Annotated in this window: 19 protein-coding genes; 8 read left to right on the plus strand and 11 right to left on the minus strand. The window is 38.0% G+C overall.

Annotation, left to right across the window (positions count from 1 at the left end):
- Positions 1-173 precede the first annotated feature (173 nt).
- The 6 genes from IAR63_RS02770 to IAR63_RS02795 all read left to right on the plus strand — a co-directional run bounded on the left by IAR63_RS02770 (position 174) and on the right by IAR63_RS02795 (position 5,778).
- A complete protein-coding gene (locus tag IAR63_RS02770) occupies positions 174-1,358 on the plus strand; it encodes an NAD(P)H-quinone oxidoreductase subunit H (RefSeq protein WP_096547331.1) in 1,185 nt (394 codons plus the stop codon).
- A 56-nt stretch (positions 1,359-1,414) separates the two neighbouring features.
- Entirely contained in the window at positions 1,415-2,596 is a 1,182-nt protein-coding gene (locus IAR63_RS02775) for a class I SAM-dependent methyltransferase (protein WP_187706502.1), read from the plus strand.
- 233 nt (positions 2,597-2,829) lie between these two features.
- On the plus strand, positions 2,830-3,708 hold the full coding sequence (locus IAR63_RS02780) for an NAD(P)-dependent oxidoreductase (protein ID WP_061547219.1): 879 nt from the start codon (positions 2,830-2,832) through the stop codon (positions 3,706-3,708).
- A 30-nt stretch (positions 3,709-3,738) separates the two neighbouring features.
- A complete protein-coding gene (locus tag IAR63_RS02785) occupies positions 3,739-3,999 on the plus strand; it encodes a MoaD/ThiS family protein (RefSeq protein ID WP_096547332.1) in 261 nt (86 codons plus the stop codon).
- A 95-nt stretch (positions 4,000-4,094) separates the two neighbouring features.
- Positions 4,095-5,399: a threonine synthase gene (thrC, locus tag IAR63_RS02790; RefSeq protein WP_187706503.1), complete on the plus strand. Its 1,305-nt coding sequence runs from the start codon at positions 4,095-4,097 to the stop codon at positions 5,397-5,399.
- Positions 5,400-5,502: 103 nt separating this feature from the next.
- The gene (locus IAR63_RS02795) at positions 5,503-5,778 is read left to right on the plus strand and encodes a MoaD/ThiS family protein (RefSeq protein WP_187706504.1); all 276 of its coding nucleotides are present in this window, start codon (positions 5,503-5,505) and stop codon (positions 5,776-5,778) included.
- On the opposite strand, the gene IAR63_RS02800 is transcribed toward IAR63_RS02795, so the two are convergent.
- Entirely contained in the window at positions 5,775-6,779 is a 1,005-nt protein-coding gene (locus IAR63_RS02800) for an adenosine kinase (RefSeq protein WP_187706505.1), read from the minus strand. The genes IAR63_RS02795 and IAR63_RS02800 overlap by 4 nt on opposite strands.
- 71 nt (positions 6,780-6,850) lie before the next feature.
- Positions 6,851-8,161, minus strand: coding sequence for an aminopeptidase P N-terminal domain-containing protein (locus IAR63_RS02805; RefSeq protein WP_187706506.1), 1,311 nt, complete (start codon positions 8,159-8,161; stop codon positions 6,851-6,853).
- Between the two features lie 216 nt (positions 8,162-8,377).
- Between IAR63_RS02805 and IAR63_RS02810 the strand changes: the two genes are divergently transcribed.
- Both IAR63_RS02810 and IAR63_RS02815 read left to right on the plus strand, forming a co-directional pair.
- Positions 8,378-8,515 (plus strand): DUF29 family protein, encoded by a 138-nt coding sequence (locus IAR63_RS02810; RefSeq protein ID WP_223007696.1) that lies wholly within the window; start codon positions 8,378-8,380, stop codon positions 8,513-8,515.
- A gap of 279 nt (positions 8,516-8,794) precedes the next feature.
- On the plus strand, positions 8,795-9,193 hold the full coding sequence (locus tag IAR63_RS02815) for a Fic family protein (protein WP_235678339.1): 399 nt from the start codon (positions 8,795-8,797) through the stop codon (positions 9,191-9,193).
- 763 nt (positions 9,194-9,956) lie between these two features.
- On the opposite strand, the gene IAR63_RS02820 is transcribed toward IAR63_RS02815, so the two are convergent.
- The 9 genes from IAR63_RS02820 to IAR63_RS02860 all read right to left on the minus strand — a co-directional run bounded on the left by IAR63_RS02820 (position 9,957) and on the right by IAR63_RS02860 (position 19,385).
- Positions 9,957-10,925 (minus strand): GDP-mannose 4,6-dehydratase, encoded by a 969-nt coding sequence (locus tag IAR63_RS02820; RefSeq protein WP_187706507.1) that lies wholly within the window; start codon positions 10,923-10,925, stop codon positions 9,957-9,959.
- A gap of 25 nt (positions 10,926-10,950) precedes the next feature.
- A complete protein-coding gene (locus IAR63_RS02825) occupies positions 10,951-11,238 on the minus strand; it encodes a glycosyltransferase family protein (protein ID WP_187706508.1) in 288 nt (95 codons plus the stop codon).
- Positions 11,239-11,685: 447 nt separating this feature from the next.
- A complete protein-coding gene (locus IAR63_RS02830) occupies positions 11,686-12,462 on the minus strand; it encodes an FkbM family methyltransferase (RefSeq protein WP_187706509.1) in 777 nt (258 codons plus the stop codon).
- Between the two features lie 54 nt (positions 12,463-12,516).
- The gene (locus IAR63_RS02835; protein WP_187706510.1) at positions 12,517-13,698 is read right to left on the minus strand and encodes a glycosyltransferase family 4 protein; all 1,182 of its coding nucleotides are present in this window, start codon (positions 13,696-13,698) and stop codon (positions 12,517-12,519) included.
- Positions 13,695-14,855 (minus strand): glycosyltransferase family 4 protein, encoded by a 1,161-nt coding sequence (locus IAR63_RS02840; RefSeq protein WP_187706511.1) that lies wholly within the window; start codon positions 14,853-14,855, stop codon positions 13,695-13,697. Before IAR63_RS02840 ends, IAR63_RS02835 begins: the two co-directional genes overlap by 4 nt.
- 184 nt (positions 14,856-15,039) lie before the next feature.
- Positions 15,040-15,852 (minus strand): glycosyltransferase family 2 protein, encoded by an 813-nt coding sequence (locus tag IAR63_RS02845; protein ID WP_187706512.1) that lies wholly within the window; start codon positions 15,850-15,852, stop codon positions 15,040-15,042.
- 277 nt (positions 15,853-16,129) lie between these two features.
- Entirely contained in the window at positions 16,130-17,425 is a 1,296-nt protein-coding gene (locus tag IAR63_RS02850; protein WP_187706513.1) for a hypothetical protein, read from the minus strand.
- 68 nt (positions 17,426-17,493) lie between these two features.
- Positions 17,494-18,969 carry an oligosaccharide flippase family protein gene (locus IAR63_RS02855; RefSeq protein ID WP_187706514.1) on the minus strand — a complete coding sequence of 492 codons (1,476 nt, stop codon included), beginning with the start codon at positions 18,967-18,969 and terminating at the stop codon, positions 17,494-17,496.
- 155 nt (positions 18,970-19,124) lie between these two features.
- The gene (locus IAR63_RS02860; RefSeq protein ID WP_223007698.1) at positions 19,125-19,385 is read right to left on the minus strand and encodes a transposase; all 261 of its coding nucleotides are present in this window, start codon (positions 19,383-19,385) and stop codon (positions 19,125-19,127) included.
- Positions 19,386-19,601: the final 216 nt, after the last annotated feature.

Here is a 19,601-nt window from a genome sequence, read left to right on the forward strand (position 1 = left end):
CTATGCCTAAAATACTCCGAGAGTGGCAAAATGGGAGAAGAAAAATCAAACATCAAGTCCAAAAAGTACAACTGCAATCCTGCTGTCCTGACAAACTAAAATTGGGCAGATGCGGTCAATAGCATCTGATTAGCAGCGGTTCAATACAAACTGTTAAAAATGGGAGAAAATCCATGAGTAGAATAGAAACCCGCACGGAACCGATGGTGCTAAATATGGGTCCTCATCACCCCTCAATGCACGGGGTGTTGAGATTAATAGTCACCCTAGATGGAGAGGATGTAGTTGACTGCGAACCCGTCATTGGTTATTTACACCGGGGGATGGAGAAAATTGCCGAGAACCGCTCAACTATTATGTATGTTCCCTATGTTAGTCGTTGGGACTATGCTGCGGGGATGTTCAACGAAGCGGTAACAGTCAATGCACCGGAAAAACTAGCAGGTATTACAGTTCCCAAACGGGCCAGTTACATTCGTGTAATTATGCTAGAGTTAAATCGTATTGCCAACCATCTATTATGGTTTGGACCTTTCTTAGCGGATGTAGGTGCTCAAACGCCCTTCTTTTATCAATTCCGGGAAAGGGAAATGATATATGACCTGTGGGAAGCAGCAACAGGTTATCGCATGGTAAACAACAACTATTTCCGGGTTGGTGGAGTAGCAGTGGATTTACCCTATGGTTGGGTAGATAAATGTGAAGAATTTTGTGATTATTTCCTTCCCAAAGTAGATGAATACGAACGGTTAGTTACCAACAATCCTATATTCCGTCGTCGGATTGAGGGGATTGGGACAATTACCCGGGAAGAAGCGATTAACTGGAGTCTTTCAGGTCCGATGTTACGGGGTTCGGGAGTGAAATGGGATCTGCGGAAAGTTGATCATTATGAGTGTTACGACGATTTCGACTGGGAAGTACAGTGGGAAACCGCAGGTGACTGTCTTGCTAGGTATATGGTAAGAATGCGAGAAATGCGCGAATCCGTAAAAATCATCAAGCAAGCTCTAAAAGGATTGCCAGGTGGTCCTTATGAGAATTTAGAAGCAAAACGCATGATGGCTGGACCTAAATCCGAATGGGATAGCTTTGATTATCAATATGTGGCCAAAAAAGTTGCTCCCACCTTTAAAATTCCTGCTGGGGAAATTTACTCCCGTGTGGAAAGTGGTAAGGGAGAACTAGGCATTTATTTAGTAGGTGATAATAATGTCTTCCCCTGGCGTTGGAAAATTCGTCCTGCTGACTTCAACAATCTGCAAATTCTGCCCAGTTTATTACGGGGTGTTAAGGTAGCGGATATTGTGGTGATTCTCGGTAGTATTGACGTGATTATGGGTTCGGTTGACAGATAGTTTTTGGGTTGGGGAAATGGGGTATGACTTTTTTCCCCATCAAACGAATGAATCTAATGAATCTAAATTTTCCCTTATATCAAATTATTGCCGATTATATTGACACCAGCGACCAGAGACGTATTAGTTTTGCAGAATATATGGATTTGGTTTTATATCATAGTGAATATGGCTATTATTCTGGCCATTCAGGGCAAATTGGCTTTGCAGGTGGTGATTTTTTCACCTCCCCCAGTTTAGGTGATGATTTTGGTGAGTTGCTTGCCAAACAGTTTTTGCAAATGTGGGAGAATTTAGATCAACCTAGACCTTTTTACCTGGTAGAAATGGGTGGGGGAACCGGTGTTTTGGCATGCCAGATTCTCAAGTTTTTAAAAAATCATCATCCAGACTTTTGGGAAATAATAGAATATATTATTATTGAAAAATCCCCCAAATTAAAACAGGAACAACAACAAACATTGGAGGGATTTTCCGTCCAATGGTTAGATCTACCAGAAATTCTACCTGGTTCGATTGTAGGTTGTTTTTTTTCCAATGAACTAGTGGATGCTTTCCCAGTTCATCAGTTCATTTTACAAAAAGGCAAATTACAAGAAATTTATGTGACCTATAGAGCAGATAGGAGCAACCCCATAGAATTTATGGAGGTAGTAGGGGAACCATCCACACCCAAATTAGCAGAATATCTACAGTTAGTGGAAATTGACATCAGTCAAAATACCTATCCAGAAAATTATCGCAGTGAAATCAACCTAGCTGCTTTAGACTGGTTAAGTATAGTGGCTAACTGCTTACAGCGCGGCTATGTGCTAACAATAGATTATGGCTACCCTGCAACTCGATATTATCATCCTCGAAGATCTCAAGGGACATTACAGTGCTACTACCAACACCGTTACCACCATAACCCCTATATTAAAGTGGGAGAACAAGACATTACCACCTATATAGACTTCACAGCTTTAGAAAACTGGGGTAAACGGTGTGGGTTAGATCCCGTGGGTTGGACACAACAAGGATTATTTTTGATGGCTTTGGGTTTAGGTGATAGAATATGCGCCCTCTCCTATCAACAACACCCCCTATCACAACTGCTAAAACGTCGGGAAGCTCTACACCAACTAATTTCCCCAGAAGGACTAGGCAATTTTGGGGTTTTAGTACAGAGCAAAGGACTCACAACCACCCAAAGTCAGTTACCTCTCCAAGGATTTATTACACCAGTGGTTTTTTGAGAGGTTAATGGTTAACATAGCAGTGTCAATTGCTGTAGCTATAATCTACCCATAATCTAAACCTTGGTAAATAACTATGAGTACCCATGATTTGATTGTTTTAGTTACCCTACTTACCCCTGGACTTTTGCTTTCAGTTGTAATTATGGCAACTTTTGCAGCTGGAGGCTAATTTCTTGGAGTTTGATATCTAAAAATCAACAGTCAACAAACAGTAACAAGGAACACAAAACATGAAGGTGGCATTTCTGGGAACTGGATTAATGGGACTACCAATGGCTCAACGGTTATTAGCAGCTAATATTGAACTAATTGCTTATAATCGCACCCCAGAAAAATTAACACCTCTTCAAGCAGCAGGTGCAGAAATTGCCGTCAAACCCCGTCAAGCCATTCGTGCTGCTGACTGTATTATTCTTATGCTCTCTAACGCCGCTGCTATTTATCATCTACTACTTACGGATACCTCTTGGCACGCCTTATCAGGACGCAGTGTAATTCAAATGGGAACCATTGCTCCCATAGAAAGTCAAGAAATCCGTAATGCTGTAGTTGCAGCAGGTGGTGAGTACATAGAAGCGCCCGTACTGGGTAGCATTCCCGAAGCTGAAACAGGTCAGCTGATTGTTATGGTTGGTGGTGAAAGGGAACAATATGAACGCCACGTTAATTTATTGTCCCATTTTGGACCCAATCCTGTTTATGTGGGGGAGGTGGGATCCGCATCTTCCCTCACCCTCGCACTCAATCAGCTCATCGCTTCCCTGACCACTAGTTTCGCTCTCAGTTTAGCATTTGTTCAATTACAAGGTATAGACACGGAATTATTTATGCGTGTCCTGCGGGAGAGTAAACTCTATGCACCCACTTTCGATCAAAATCTGAGTCGCATGTTACATGGTAATTACACTCAGGCTAATTTACCTACCAAACAGTTAATCAAAGAAATAGATCTGTTTATTAGCGAGGCTAAATCCCTGGGTTTGAATCTCAGCAGCATTGAGGGCGTAAAATATATCTTGCAGTCAGCTATGAAAATGTCTTATCCAGAAGATGATTACTCTTCTGTTTTCCCCGCTATTCGTGAGTGGGGAGAAGCTGGTGGAGATTAAATACATGATTAAATATATATTTATATACCTATGCCCTCAAATTTAGTTCTGGTCAAAATTAAGCTGTTTGCCGCCTACCAAGAAGCCTACGGAGTCACAGAACTGGAGTGGGAATTTCCTGAGCATACACCCGTTAAGTCTATTTGCGATCGCATGATTTGGGAACATCCCAAATTGAGTCAATGGCGTGATATTACCAGATTTGGCATTAACCTGATGTTTGTAGATCCGGACACCATCCTCAACCATGGAGATGAAGTCGTGCTCATCCCCCCCGTCAATGGTGGTTAGCATATCCGACTTTTTTAGTCGGGTATGTTTGACGAGTAATTTGAGTCATGTTAGTATTTTTCTCATAGTCAACGGATATACGGGGAAAAGTAGTTATGACTCAGGCGATCGCAAATCTAAACACAGCCAATCCTAGCATATTAAAAGCTCTCAAGTGTAAGGAATGTGGAGCGGAATATGAACTGCAGGCCACACATGTTTGTGAGCTTTGTTTTGGTCCGCTAGAAGTGAAATACGACTATAGTGTTTTGCGTCAGTCTGTAAGTCGAGCGACTATTGAAGCTGGTCCCCACTCCATTTGGCGGTATCGTCAGTTTTTACCCGTAGCTACCGAAAACTATATAGATGTGGGGACAGGGATGACCCCCCTGGTACGTTCTCACCGTTTAGCGCGACGCCTGGGTTTAAATAAACTTTATATTAAAAATGATGCAGTGAATATGCCCACCCTGAGCTTTAAAGATCGGGTGGTATCCGTGGCTTTGAGCAGAGCTAGGGAGCTAGGTTTTACAACCGTTTCCTGTGCGAGTACAGGGAACCTAGCCAATTCCACAGCAGCGATCGCGGCTCATGCTGGTTTAGACTGTTGTGTATTTATTCCTGCTGATTTAGAAGCTGGTAAAGTATTAGGGAGTTTAATTTATAGTCCCACCTTAATGGCTGTGAAAGGGAACTACGATCAAGTGAACCGCCTGTGTTCAGAAGTAGCTAATACCCATGGTTGGGGGTTTGTAAATATTAACCTGCGTCCTTACTATTCCGAAGGTTCTAAGACCCTGGGTTTTGAGGTTGCGGAGCAACTGGGTTGGGAATTACCAGACCATATAGTAGCGCCCCTAGCTTCTGGATCCCTATTCACCAAGATTTATAAAGGCTTCCAAGAATTTACGGAAGTTGGCTTAGTAGAAGGTAAGAAAGTTCGCTTTAGTGGTGCGCAAGCGGAAGGTTGCTCACCAATTGCCACAGCGTTTAAAGCAGGTAGGGACTTTATCCAACCAGTAAAACCGAATACAATTGCCAAATCCATTGCCATTGGCAATCCTGCGGATGGGGTTTACGCAGTAGAAATAGCTCAAAAAACAGGTGGTAATATAGAGTCAGTCAATGATAACGAAATTATCGAAGGAATTAAACTACTAGCGGAAACCGAAGGTATCTTCACAGAAACAGCGGGTGGTACCACCATTGCCGTGTTGAAAAAATTAGTGGAAGCTGGTAAAATAGACCCAGATGAAACCACAGTGGTGTATATCACTGGTAATGGTTTGAAGACCCAGGAAGCATTACAGGGTTACGTAGGCGAACCGCTGACCATTGAAGCCAAACTAGACAGTTTCGAGCGGGCATTAGAGAGATCTCGCACTCTGGATCGTTTAGAATGGCAACAAGTCCTTGTTTAATTAGATTTTCTATCGAACCGGAATGACTTGTTGGTTTTTGGATTAATGCCTAATTAATGCAATTAACCAACCAACTAATCAACTAACCAACTAAAAATTAACTATGGCCATAAAAGTTTTAGTTCCCACAACGCTACAAAAAGACACCAATAACCAAGCGGTGGTAGAATGTAGTGGTAGCAGTGTAAACGAATTATTAGACACCCTAGAAAAAACCTTTCCCGGGATTAAGGGTAAATTGCGTGATGATAAAGGAATTCCTCGCAGGTTTTTAAACTTGTATGTAAACAGCGAGGACATTCGTTTTTTGGATGGCACAGAAACAGCTCTTAAGGATGGAGACGAGATAAGTATTGTTCCTGCAGTTGCTGGTGGTTAAACAGCAGTGGAGAAACTTTGGAGCAATTGCAGCAGTTGAGGAGTTTTCAATCTAGGACCGTAGACCGTGACGATTTGAGAAGCTGCGGTGGATGCCAACTTTCCTGCTAGGGGATAACTCATCCCGTGGGTAATACCATAAAGAAAAGCTCCCGCATACATATCTCCTGCACCAACAGTGTCCACAGCATGAACTGGGGGTGCAGGGATTTCAATTAACTGTTCGCCATCAAATACTATAGAACCCTGAGATCCGCGAGTAATAGCAAACCCCCGACTAAGGAGCTTCATTTTATCTATAGCCACCTGAAAATCCGTAGTTTGTGCCAAACCCAGAGCTTCAGTTTCATTAGCAAAAATAAAATCCAGACCAGGTCCAATCATATCTACTAGACCATCCCCAAAGAACCGTACCATATTATAGTCCGATAAAGACATGGTAGTTTTCACACCAGCAGCTATAGCAATATCTCTAGCTTGAATAGCTGCTGCTTTAGCGGTGGGGGAAGTAACTAAATAACCCTCGATATATAAATATTCAGCAGCTGTAATTGCTTCTGGAACCAATTCCTGGGTAGAAAACTCCGCACTGATTCCCAGAAACGTGTTGAGAGTGCGGTCAGCATCGGGGGTAACCAGGACTAAACATTTACCTGTAACTCCTGACTGTAAATCAGCATTTTGGAGATTAGTTTGCACGTGGGAATCAAGTAGATCTTGAATGTAGAACTTACCAAACTCATCCTTAGCCACCTTACAGGAATAAAAAGGGTTACCTCCCAGTTGTCCAATAGCTACCATCGTATTTGCTGCTGAACCCCCACAACTTTTATGATGATCCAGGTGTTGGAGATTTTCCAAAATATGATGTTGAGTTTCTTCATCTAAGAGTGTCATTACACCCTTATCAATGTGTAACTTTTCCAATAAATCAGTAGACACCTCATATTCTATATCTACCAGAGCGTTACCCACACCATAAACATCATATTTCTTGCCCATTTTCAGCTCCTGCAAAAATTAGTAAAGCCAGGTCAATCATAGCAGATGGTTGACCGTTACTAATTTACCAATCAGGTTCGTTCTAGATCAGCAATTTCCTTAGGAACTCCCGCAGTTAAGACCTCATTTCCCTGGGGGGTAACCAACACATCATCTTCTATCCTAATACCAATTCCCACCCAACGGTCATCAATAGGGGGTTGGTCTTCAGCGGGTGGGGTATGTGGTACAATATAAAGACCTGGTTCTATAGTTAACACCTGTCCTGGTTGTAAAACTTGTGGAACTTCCCCATGTTGATAAACACCAACATCATGCACATCTAATCCTAACCAGTGACTAGTACGGTGCATATAGAATTGTTTATACTTTCCTTCCTGTATGAGCTGGTTAACCTCTCCTTTAAGTAAACCCACCTCCACTAACCCTTCTGTAAGAACCTGTACTGCTTTCTTATGAGGTGCATCAAATCCATTGCCCGGTTTGACTTCTTGAATTGCCTGTTTTTGTGCTTCCAATACTATTTCATATAAAGCCTTTTGTTCTGGTGTAAACTTACCATTTACAGGAAAGGTTCTAGTAATATCCGAATTGTAATATCTATAGGCACAACCAGCATCAATTAGTAACAATTCCTGTTCTTGCATTTGGTAATTGTTTTCTATATAGTGTAGAACACAAGCATTTTTACCAGCTGCGACAATAGAAGGATAAGCAGGACCCATACCACCCTGCAAGCGGAAAATGTGCTCTATTTCCGCTTGGATTTCATATTCATAACTGCCAGGTCTAGCAATACTCATCGCGTGGTTATGTGCTGATACAGCAATATCCGCCGCCTGGCGCATTAGATCTACTTCAAAATTGCTTTTATGTAATCTTAAACCATGTAGAATAGGACCCGTATCTTCAATAGCGATTGGTCCAGTACCCCTTCTAGGACGAGTAACAAGTAAATTTTGGTAATGTCTGATTATCCTATCATTAAAATGGCTATCCCTACCCAGGTGATAATATATCCGTTCAGCTTTTTGTAAATATTGTGGTAGCTTGTCATCCAATTCAGTAATAGGGTAGGCCATATCCGCGCCATAAATTTCCTTAGCACCCTCCACCCCACAACGATAACCACTCCACACCTCCTTTTCCCTGTCCTTAGGTTGTACAAATAAGATAAAGCGGTGTTCCCCATGGTGAGGTGCCAAAACTGCTACTGCTTCCGGTTCATTGAAACCAGTTAAATAATAGAAATCACTATCTTGTCTATAAACATATTCCACATCATTGTGCATGACAGCTGTGGGAGCGCTGCGGAATATTGCGGTCCCCCCACTGATTTTTGCCATTACCTGTTCACGACGTTGTCGGTATTCTGATTCCATAGTTAATTAACCTCATATAAGAGACCCAAACTCATGCTATCATATCCCTAAATCCATAACCGGACATTTTTCTCCGCACTTATACTTGAAATGTAAGGGTAAATATTAAGGTAATTAAGTAGGGAGGCACAATTATTTGTAGGTTGGGTTGAGGAACGAAACCCAACCTACGTTAATCTTATATTTAATTCCACTGACCCACTTATTGCTAAATTGTTGAGGCGAAATCCTGGTCTAAAATCCCGTTTACAGGAAGCGTTAAATGAAAGCCGGTCGGAAGCTAGGGATTTAGCGATCGCCGAAACTGATTTACCAGATGAACAATTTCCTCAAGTGTGTCCATTTAGGTCATGAGTCCTGACTTTTGGCCTGATAGAGCGTGATAGCGCATTCGCTTCAAAAATACTCAATGCATAACCGGTAAAGAAATGTAAATTAATCGCCATATTCTCTAGACTTATGCAAAAAATCTGATGCTGTTGACAAGTAAATCATATCTCAACTATACTTTTAAAATCAGCAAACATTTAAGGTCGGACAATGTACGGATGCCAACAAGTTCTTATTCTCAGCTTTATGAACTGTTTATTGATCAGGTTATTGGTTTAAGTCAAAAAACAGATTTTTCCTTTAATGACAGATTTTGTGATCTGGCTCAATTCAGATGCTGCTTTAACACTCCATCCTGTAGAATATGCAACCATGGCACATTATCGTTTTGTTTCTATCCATCCTTTTCGAGATGGGAATGGCAGAACGGCTAGATTATTAATGAATTTATTGTTAATTCGTGCCGGATACCCTATTGTAGTGATTAATAATCAAATTCGTAATGATTATATTCATGCTTTGTCCTATGGACAACGAAACCAAGATGATTTAAATCAGTTGTTTGATTTGGTTTGTGATGCTACTATCAGTTCATTAGTGGAAACTTTAAGGTTATTAGTAACTGCGAGTAGTAGTAGGGAAAAAGGGCGGGTTTTTTATCAGGAAATTACTGATTTTATTGATAATTTTTTGATAAAATAGGTAAATTGCTGTGTCAAATTAATGGGACAATTCCATTATTCAGGGCGATCGCTCTGGGTTTGGGTGTATCCAGGTTGTATGTAATTATTAGAGGTTTCCCAGTTTGTGCAAACTATCGAAAGTCGTCAGGGAGATTATCGTGGTGACCCTTGCTACAAAGCGGTCTTTTCTGACCAAGGTTGGGTTGATTAAACTCAACACCCCTACACAAACCATGTTATGGTAAATTAAACCGATTGAGTCAGTACCAAAGTGAATGGGAGGTATAGATATGGTGAGGCAAATTGCACCAAAAACTCAGATGTTACTGCACTCGAATACCCTTGGGGGTTTTTAAAAACTGGAGTTTAGACTAAAAGCACTCCCTATGGGAGATCGCCAATTACCTGTTATTGTTTGAATTAATCCACACCTGGATACTGTCCGTGGTCGGTTTTAACCGACTAATTTTGTCATATTGTAGTGATTGTAGTTTGGGTTGAGGAACGAAACCCAACACGTGTTTTATTAATTACGGTACAATGTAAATTTGTTTTAAAAGAACAGAGCGATTGCGAAGCACTCGTGAGATCGCCAGGGAATCAACCGTGATTTGGTTGAATTGACCCACACCTGGAGACTGTCCGGAGACATGGAATAAATCCCTTATAGTTTTCTGTATGATTAATATTAGTATAGATTAGGCTGGTTTTAGAGAAGATTAATGCACTGGCAATTACAAGCGATCGCCAGTTATTTCTGTTTTATACTATCCTGAATTATCTTAATCTCCTCTTACTAATTCCTTCAGGTCATGATCTACCATTAGTTCTACCAATTGTTCAAAGGAATATTCAGGTTTCCAACCTAATTGGTTGTGAATTTTATCAATATTACCCACTAATTGCACTGATTCATCTGGTCGGTAAAAGGACGGATCAACTACTACATAATCTTGCCAGTTTAACCGAACAAAGTTAAAAGCACACTCTACCAATTCCTTGACTGAGTGGGTTTCACCACTAGCAATAATATAATCATCAGGCTGCTGTTGCTGTAGCATCAACCACATAGCGTTTACAGCATCTTTGGCGTAGCACCAATCACGACGGGCATCTAAATTTCCCAATTTCAATTGATTAGCTAATCCCAGCTTAATCATGGCCGCAGTTCGGGTGATTTTGCGAAATACAAATTCTGCACCACGTCGGGGTGATTCGTGAGTATAAGTAATACCGCAGCAAGTGTAAAGGTTATATTGTTGGCGATAATTGATAGTCATCCAATGGGCATACGCCTTAGCGACACCGTAGGGATTGCGGGGACGGAAGGCTGTAAGCTCGTTTTGGGGAGATACGTCAGGCTGACCAAAAACTTCACTACTGGAGGCTTGGTAAAATCTCGCATCAGGTTTACAACGACGAATGGATTCTAAGAGACGAGAAACACCCAAAGCAGTGTATTCCGCAGTGAGAGATGGTTGTGTCCATGATGTAGGAATATAGCTTTGGGAAGCCAGGTTATAAATTTCGTCTGGTTGAGATTCTGTAATCACATCCATGAGTGAGGATTGGTCGAGAAGATCACCAGAAAGAATTTCAACAGTACCACTGAGGTGATGAATCCGTTCAAGGTTTCCAGAACTGGAGCGACGGACTAAGCCAAATACTTGGTATCCTTGGGATAGGAGGAGTTCGGCAAGATATGAGCCATCTTGACCCGTTAATCCGGTGATTAGCGCTTTTTTAGTCATTTTTTATAATGAAGTATTCAAGCATTTACAAATTCCTCGATGAGAAAAGTGTTTGAATACGAACTTCTGTTGTAGGGGTTGCTCCAGCAATCAAAAGTTTAACATCAGGAACTGTTTGTTGAATTATGGGTAGACAAAGTTCAACAAACCACTTAACAGCATGAATATTAGGTGCATAACTCATATTTCCAGAAAAAATTAGGGTTGGTTCTATTGGTGGTTGTTTTTGTAAACTAAAAAATTCAGTATCTATTCCGAATGGAATAACCTTTACTCGTTCACTAGGAATTAGTTGTGCATCTTTTTCAGACACAACTACCAAATTATTAAATAAGTTATAGCGGTATGCGGTTGAATGAAATGCAAACCAATGTACTTAAGAAATTAAGTACTAAAATGGTAAACAACAGCATCCAACAGAGATTCTTCATTATTAAGTAACACATACGCAGCCTTTAAATCTCGCTGGCTCTTGATTAACCACTGTCTAATTGGCAATTTCTGGCTCAACTTGAATGGTAATGTTTTCCATGATAAGTTACAAGTTAATTAGTCTAGTTTTATTATAGCGATCGCCAGTTATCTTAATCTCCTCTTCTGTTAACCTATGCAACTTATACACTATAGGGTGTGTTGGCTAGTGTTAAGTATGTTTTAGATGAGATGCAAGCACAGGGAATGAGAATTTCAGGTCGGCTGTATGTGCAGGTTTTGACTATGGTTCACTTACGCTGCACGCTACTAGGGTGCTACCCTTAGCTTATAATAAAGTATTGACGTATTTACAGATTCCTCGATGAGGAAAATGTTTGAAGCTTTTTTTTAGGTTTTGTGGAAAAAACTTGTTATCATCTCCAGCCTCAACATATATGATCTTGATTCTTGAGAGAATATCTGGAGATATTGAGTTTAGTACTATCTCTTCCAAACCTTCAATATCCATTTTTAGAATATCAATAAAGTCATGAGAATAAAGAACTTGTGACAGTGCGAAATTAATATCAATAGTCTGAACTGTTATTTGAGATTCAGTTTTAACTCCTATTCCTCCATATCTACCTGAACTTTCTACTCCCATTTGACTTGTACCATTTATGTTACTTATAGCAACTTTCTGATTAAAAGCTCTATCCTTAAATTTACTTATGTTGTTTTGAAGTTGGTCATATAGCTTAGATACTGGTTCAAAACCATACACAATATTGCTGTTATTTCTAGATAAGAAATATAGTTCAGAGACACCAATATTTGAGCCGAGATCAACAATTACTTTGGCTTGGTTGTCTGTATAATAAATTTCCCAACAAAATATTTCATTAATGGTGAATGTGTCTAAAGAGTTTAATATCTCTATTGAATTAACTCCAATCGGGGTTTGGAGATGCACTATATGTGGATAATTACCTTTTTGGAGGATATAGCCTTGCAGAAAATCCTGGATAGGATTCACGTATACAAAAGGTGCTTTTATAACTGATAGATAGTTTCTATAGTCAAATAATGCTCTGAAAACTCTACTCAATGATCTTCCAAACATAATTTATCTTACTCCTATGTATTATTTTAGATTTCTTTGCTTGAAAACTTCAGTTTATCTGCTTATATCAAGCATTATATGATTGTACAGGTTTTCAACTTGGTTAGCTGAAAATTCCCAGCTATATTTATTCACAACAAATTGTCTTGCAAGATTTCTAATCTCTCTGGCTAGATCAGAGTTTTGTAGTAGAGTAATCGTAGCTTTTGCAAAATCTTCTGGACTGTCTCCTATCAAAATTTCCTTGCCAGGGTTTGCACTCAGAGAACCAAGTCCCAAGGTTGTAGTAACTACAGGTAGTCCAGAAGCCATTGCTTCCAGAATTTTGCTTTGCATACCTGATCCTGATTGCATGGGAGCGATCGCAATCTTAGCTTTTTTTAGAGTTTCTGGCATAGACTTTACAAAGCCAGTGACTATAACTCCTCTCTTTTGCTCTAAACTGCGAACTTCTGTTGTAGGGTTTGCTCCAGCAATCAAAAGTTTAACATCAGGAATTGTTTGTTGAATTATGGGTAGACAAAGTTCAACAAACCACTTAACAGCATGAATATTAGGTGCATAACTCATATTTCCAGAAAAAATTAGGGTTGGTTCTATTGGTGGTTGTTTTTGTAAACTAAAAAATTCAGTATCTATTCCGAATGGAATAACCTTTACTCGTTCACTAGGAATTAGTTGTGCATCCTTTTCAGACACAACTACCAAATTATTAAATAAGTTAGGTAAATCACGTTCGTAACGGGTGACTCGTCGAAGTTCCTTCTGAAAAATCAAGCGCTTAGGAAAAGATTCTAAAGCTACACGACGCTTTAAATTTAATTGCATCGAATCAATAAGTTCTATAATTTTAGGGGTATGTATATGATGAAAATAAGGGGCTATCCTCATCATAAAAGCATGAACTACATCAAACTTATTGGCTGCTAAAATTGAATCTAGCTGTTGCTGAAACCTGCTAGAAGAGTAGTAACAAGCTTGAAGAGGTAATTCTGAAGTAAATAAACCTTTTCCTACATTGATAAGTGATTGCCATTTGGGGAGATGAACAGTATATATTGCTTTACAATAATGACTTATCTGATCAATATTTTCTAGTTCCCAGGCACTATGATAAAGGGTTAACAATGTAAGTTCATGCCGCTGACTTAATATGCGAAGGCGATGATAAGGTATAAACTGATCTCCTCGTAACAGAGGATAAGGAAATCTCGGAGTAACAAAAAGTATTTTCATAAGTTATTATCATCGGCAATAATAGATTTATAGACATCTAGAGTTTCTTCAGCCATTCTTCGCCAAGAAAATTTCTTTGCTCTTGCTAATCCACGTTGAATTAAGTTATCTCTTAAAGAGTGGTCAATTAATAATTTATATACTGCTACTTCAAGTTCTTCTTGATTGTTGGGGTCTACCTGTAAAGCAGCATCTCCAACAATTTCAGGAATAGATGTTGTATTGGAGGTAATAACTGGAGTACCACAAACCATTGATTCTAAAGGTGGGATACCAAAGCCTTCATATAAAGAAGGATAGATAAATAATGTGGCACAATTATAGAGACATACTAATTCCTTTTGAGTAACATAGTCCGTAAAAATAACATCATTTTCGCATTGAAGCAAACAAACAAGATCATAAAATTCAGACTGCTTCCAGTTTGGAATTCCTACAATAACTAACTTTTCATTAATGTTTTTCGTTTGCTTTAGCTTTGAAAAAGCTCTAATAACTAATTTTGTGTTTTTTCGTGGATCTGTACCACCTAAAGTTAATAAATACTTTCCAGATAGATTAAAACTATTCTTGATAATTTCAGATGCGTTTCCCCTGTCAAGTATCCTAAATGCAGCATCCGGTGCTTCATAGGTAGTTATAATTGAGCTTGTTTGAAGACTGGGGAAGTGATGCAAAATATCACTTTTAGAAAAGTTAGAAACTGTAATCACTTTAGTAGCATTTCTAATAGTTTTGCTGACAATAGCACTTCTGTATATCCTACCTAGTCTTTGATAAGCAACATTTGACTTTGGCAATAGTACGGAATCTTTTAGATACATCACATCGTGAATAGTGACTATGAGTTTTGTACTTTTTTTTAGAAACGCTGGAGATGTGTTAGCCGTGCAATGAAGTATGTCTATGCGATCTTTGATTGCTTGTCTTGGTAGAATTAGCTGTTCCCATAGTAAATAATTAGCTGGAACTAGGTTTCTAATTTTAAAATTTGCAGCTTTTGGTAAAATATTTTCAGAATCAGGTTGATTTGTATAAAGAAAATACTGATTTTCCTGATCTATTTTTGCTAAAGATTGCAATAAATTGAGCGTGTAGTTGCCTATTCCCCTACGCTTTTTGAGCGCAAAACGGATGTCAATTCCAATAATCAACACAAACCTCCTTTTTGATCAATTCAGATAAAATTATATAGTATTTAGCTCTACCGCTGTCTTTGTAAGATTTTCAGTAAATACGATTAAAAATCTTGTAATTGTTTCATTTAAACGCATTTAAAAAAGTCAGTATGATTGAGTAGATAATTATGGCATTTATCAACTGCACAACGTTGTTTAACTTTCAGTTCACGTGAGATAGTGCTGAAATTAAAAAATTTTTAACTTCAGCAAAACACCGAAAAGCAATAACTCTTCCCAAAAATATGGTATCTTCAAAAAAAGATAGTTTAACTCCCCAGGTACGCAAATCATTTCTTGTATATATAAGATACCTTAATAACTCAAATAACTTTGACGAACGTCCTCCACTTAAAAAGTAAGTTGTATTAAAAGGCAATATAGTGAAACGCTCACCACCGGCAAATACAATTCTTAGCCAATACTCGTAATCCATAGCCTGTTTCATATCGACTCTAAAAAGTCCATGCTTATCAAAAATATCTCTGACTAAAAATGTCGATTGATGAGGGATAAAATTCTTTTTGATTAGTTTTTTGTAATCGTTTAGTGGTCTATATACATGAGTTGCAATTCTATTTTCATTGACCACAATTGAACCAGCTACTGCCCATCTCCAAGGTGATTTCATATATGTTTGTACAACTTGATCTAGAACATTTTTATCAATAAAACTATCACCTGCATGCAAATGAATGATAATATCACCGCTAGAGTTTAAAACGCCCTTGTTCATTGCATCGGCAATACCATAATCAGATTCAGATATTACTTTAATTGTCCGAAGTGGGAAATTACTAGCAATTTTATTTACAATTTGTAAAGTTTCATCTGTTGATTCTCCCTCTACAATTACATATTCTATATTTCGATATGTTTGCTGAAGCACACTCATCATTGTTACCTCAATTTGAGGTTCAGCATTTCTACAAATAGTAACAACGGTAACACAAATAGACTCAAAATAATTACTCATATTTAAAGTTACTCTAGGTTTTAGTGAGATCTGGTTGAAAAAGTGATAAAATGCAAGATAAGGATGAATTAGTTATTCAATCAAGATGCAACCATGATTTTTTGTTGTTTGTAATTAGGGCTTGCTGAATAAGGATAAAACCGGTTATTAATCAGGTTTTCGCGGATTTTCAGAACAAAAAAGTGCAAATTTTTGGCTTATGGGGTCTCAAAACAATCGCATTTTTCCTTGTTGGATATGGGAAATTGAGTATATCTTAAATAGCTGAAACTGTTCTCTATTCCCTGTTAAGAGCAAAATTATGTTCTAATTCAAAAGCAAGCATTGACGTAATTAAAGACGTTTTTAATACACCTACAAAGGTGAAATTCTCTATTATAAAAATTAAAGATATTATTAGTAATGGCTCTAATAAATTATTGTATTTACACTGGCTATTTACGGACTTAAGCCTCTGAATATTAACAATTGAAGCATGCAAGAATCTGCTTATCAAAAATACTAAACTAATGCTACCTACAACACCCCATTTATGGATGAGTACAGGAGGAGTCCAATTGAAAATAAATTTCACGGGTGAAGCTAAAGAATCTTCAGGTGTTTCACCTAGAGATGTACCGACAGAATAAATATCGTTTGTTGGAACGGGAATATACTCAAACCACGTACTGCCAAGTCCTTTGCCTATTATCCCAGGAATGTTTTCATTAAAATTTAACACAGCATTTTCCATCTGAATTTTTCTTGTAATTGCTCCGTCTATTTTAGCTGTCAGAATATCCATATCGAAAGGATTACTAATCATAAAGACAGATGTAATATTAGTCAATGTTACTAATAACAAAATAGTGAAAAAACGCTGAACAAAATTGATTCTTAATTTTACTATAAAAATACATGGAAATATTAACATTATTGAGTTAAATATATATCCTAGAGATAATCGGTTTATGCTATTAATTAGCTCCAGTAGTATTAACATAAAGAACAAGATTTTGTGAAATTTGTTTTTGCTATAAATAGTGGAAACAATAGCCACTGATAACGGTACTAATGTTAAAATGGTTGGTAAACCCAAAAAACTGGGGTATTCTGATGTGCCAAAAATGCTAACAATTATAAAATCAATCATGCTAGACAAAGCAGAGAAAGTGAATATATTTCTATAACTAAACCATTGTCGCAACTGCTCATTATTACAAATATGCAAAAACAAGTATGGTATAGTTAGATAAATAACAGCTTTCACATCATATAAAAAAGTCTTCCAATTTGGAAATACGAAAAGATTATATAAAACTCCAATCAACAAATAAAACATTGCTAGATAACATAATGCTAAGTAAGGAGAAAATAAAAATGTCACTTTTCTCCTCAAATCTATCCAATATCTGCGTATGAATACATTTAGTGCAATTAAAATTATATCTATATCGGCTAAAGTTAAAGGTCCAATCTTATATAACCATACCGTCCACCAAGCTAATGAACGATCAAGAGCTATTGAAGTTTGTAAGGAAGACTCTACTGAAAGTAACAATATTACCAATGAAATACAAAATATTTTATTCATAAGGACTTTTTTCTTAGGGAAGCACACATAGATTAGTATTTTGGTCAGAGGACCAGCATGATTACTTACTAGCCTCCAATTTTAAACCATCCTCTTAAGAGGTAAATAATCTTTTGTTTATAAATATTTAAGTACCAGCAAATTAGAATTATCATTTGAATTGTAGAAATAATTAGTATAAACTCAGTTTGAGAAATTAATAATACAGTTAATATGCATACTGTAAACCAAATTAATGGAAATATTAAAGATTTTAGCCATAAAAATTCGGGTAACTTTAACAGTTTTAATCCGAAGAAAATCATCAGCCAAGTCAGAATAAACCCAACATTGCCCATCATAGCCCCCAACAATCCAAATTTGCTAGACCCAATAGCAATCAGTATCAATGAAAAACATCCACTTATCAACTCAATACTCATCACTAATTTGGGAGCGATGCTAAGAAGGATAAAGAAGCCTACTGCATTTAGGGAAAAAAGTCCATAAATCATCGTCGCAATTCGAAATAATAGAATAGTGTTGTTAGTAACTGTAGGCTGAAATATTAGAGGCATTAATAATGGTGCAAGCATAAACAGCCAAGCAGCAGAACCCAAAGCGAATAGCGCATTGACTTCCAAAGCCTGTTTTACCTGTTGCACGAACTCTGGATTATTGATGTTATTCTTGGCCACATGATTGCTGACAATGGGAACAAGAGGTTGAACAGGCAATGCCGAGGATAAGTTAATTGCTGTTGTCACATCAGTAATCCCAGCATATATTCCAAGGCTTTCAGAACCTAAAAAATAACCAACAATCAAACGGTCACCTCTACTGAACAAAGCAGTACCTAAAGATGCCAACCATGTCATTAAGCTATAGCTTGCAATTTCTATAAACTTTTCAGTTTTCCATCTGGGGTGTAAGCAGACATTTTGAAGTAGAGATCGCACTACCGAAGCATGAATTAATAAAGATACTACACTTATTAAAGCTTGCCACTGCATTAGTGAAACAGTTCTACCACCAAACCAAGCTACCCCAAACAGTCCCAAACTTAAGAAAAAATACTGTACTGTGTTGACAATATTAAGCAATATGTAACATTGATAAGCTTGTTGTATACCGATTAAAACTTGTTGAATTAATTTTGACCAAATGACAAAACCACCAAACTGTAAAGCCTGTATGACTGCCGACTGTTGTGCTTTTACTAGTTTAGGGAATAGATTAACAATACTCTCAGCACCAAAGAAAAGAGTGATCGCCGCAAGGGTAGCCAGTATAAGCATACCCCCCACGGTAATGGTTAAAGTTTGCGATAAACCATTAACATCTTCCTTTCCCAAATCCTGGGAAACAAACACGGTAGTTGCTGTAGCAAGACCAGCCTCAGCTAAAGCAACAATTGTAATTACAGTGGAAGAAAGTGTCCACAAACCATATTCTTCAACGCCAATCAGGCGAATTAGTAAAGGAATTGTCAGGATAGCCAATCCAATTCGGATAATTCCACCGGCGGCATTATATAATCCATTCTTTAAAAAATTTTTGTTCACGGAAAGTTCTAAATATACCAAGATATCTAAATTTTTTAGATTAAGTAAGTCGGCGGAGAAGTTTATAACTATGTAACGAAAGGTTAAGAAGGTCAAGAGTTGTTAAATTTAATACGTTTTGTAATATAGTTTTTTCTCTCTCCCCTGGCGTTTACTCAATTCATTACGGCATAAGCAAGATTTAACTCATCTTCAAACATTTGTCCCGATAGCTCATCTTTCTTAAGATGCTGCCACTCCAATTCAATTGGATTCATCTCAGAGCAATATTTAGGTAAAAAGAAAATGTATAAATTCTGACTCTCCCACTTTGACCATAACTTTTGTACTTCTTTGCATTGATGTATTGAACCATTATCCTGTACTATTATTCTTATGCGTCCCAATTTTTCCGCCTCTTGCGCTTCATGCTCCATGATTTCGATATACAGCGCTTTCCACTGTCATGAAGTACAATAACCGCACCCCGCGCCCCACCCCGCAAGCGATAAGGGGGCTATGATGTACTTCATAACGAAAGAATCTGCTGTAAGATTTGCGTTACTAAACCGTAAAGAAAGCTGATTAAAGGTTGAACAAGACCAATAATACTTACCCTGCGGCCACGGCGTTTTGTTTGCTCTAAATGTTTT

The sequence above is a fragment of the Cylindrospermopsis curvispora GIHE-G1 genome (genome assembly GCF_014489415.1).
GTDB lineage: Bacteria > Cyanobacteriota > Cyanobacteriia > Cyanobacteriales > Nostocaceae > Raphidiopsis > Raphidiopsis curvispora_A.

Bases quoted from the DNA above. Each gene is read 5' to 3' on its own strand.
- IAR63_RS02850 (WP_187706513.1), bottom strand. From the start codon at position 17,425: ATGAATAAAATATTTTGTATTTCATTGGTAATATTGTTACTTTCAGTA.
- IAR63_RS02820 (WP_187706507.1), bottom strand. From the start codon at position 10,925: ATGACTAAAAAAGCGCTAATCACCGGATTAACGGGTCAAGATGGCTCA.
- IAR63_RS02845 (WP_187706512.1), bottom strand. From the start codon at position 15,852: ATGAGTAATTATTTTGAGTCTATTTGTGTTACCGTTGTTACTATTTGT.
- IAR63_RS02805 (WP_187706506.1), bottom strand. From the start codon at position 8,161: ATGGAATCAGAATACCGACAACGTCGTGAACAGGTAATGGCAAAAATC.
- IAR63_RS02830 (WP_187706509.1), bottom strand. From the start codon at position 12,462: ATGTTTGGAAGATCATTGAGTAGAGTTTTCAGAGCATTATTTGACTAT.
- IAR63_RS02780 (WP_061547219.1), top strand. From the start codon at position 2,830: ATGAAGGTGGCATTTCTGGGAACTGGATTAATGGGACTACCAATGGCT.
- thrC (WP_187706503.1), top strand. From the start codon at position 4,095: ATGACTCAGGCGATCGCAAATCTAAACACAGCCAATCCTAGCATATTA.
- IAR63_RS02860 (WP_223007698.1), bottom strand. From the start codon at position 19,385: ATGGAGCATGAAGCGCAAGAGGCGGAAAAATTGGGACGCATAAGAATA.
- IAR63_RS02835 (WP_187706510.1), bottom strand. From the start codon at position 13,698: ATGAAAATACTTTTTGTTACTCCGAGATTTCCTTATCCTCTGTTACGA.
- IAR63_RS02815 (WP_235678339.1), top strand. From the start codon at position 8,795: ATGACAGATTTTGTGATCTGGCTCAATTCAGATGCTGCTTTAACACTC.
- IAR63_RS02770 (WP_096547331.1), top strand. From the start codon at position 174: ATGAGTAGAATAGAAACCCGCACGGAACCGATGGTGCTAAATATGGGT.
- IAR63_RS02795 (WP_187706504.1), top strand. From the start codon at position 5,503: ATGGCCATAAAAGTTTTAGTTCCCACAACGCTACAAAAAGACACCAAT.
- IAR63_RS02800 (WP_187706505.1), bottom strand. From the start codon at position 6,779: ATGGGCAAGAAATATGATGTTTATGGTGTGGGTAACGCTCTGGTAGAT.
- IAR63_RS02775 (WP_187706502.1), top strand. From the start codon at position 1,415: ATGAATCTAAATTTTCCCTTATATCAAATTATTGCCGATTATATTGAC.
- IAR63_RS02785 (WP_096547332.1), top strand. From the start codon at position 3,739: ATGCCCTCAAATTTAGTTCTGGTCAAAATTAAGCTGTTTGCCGCCTAC.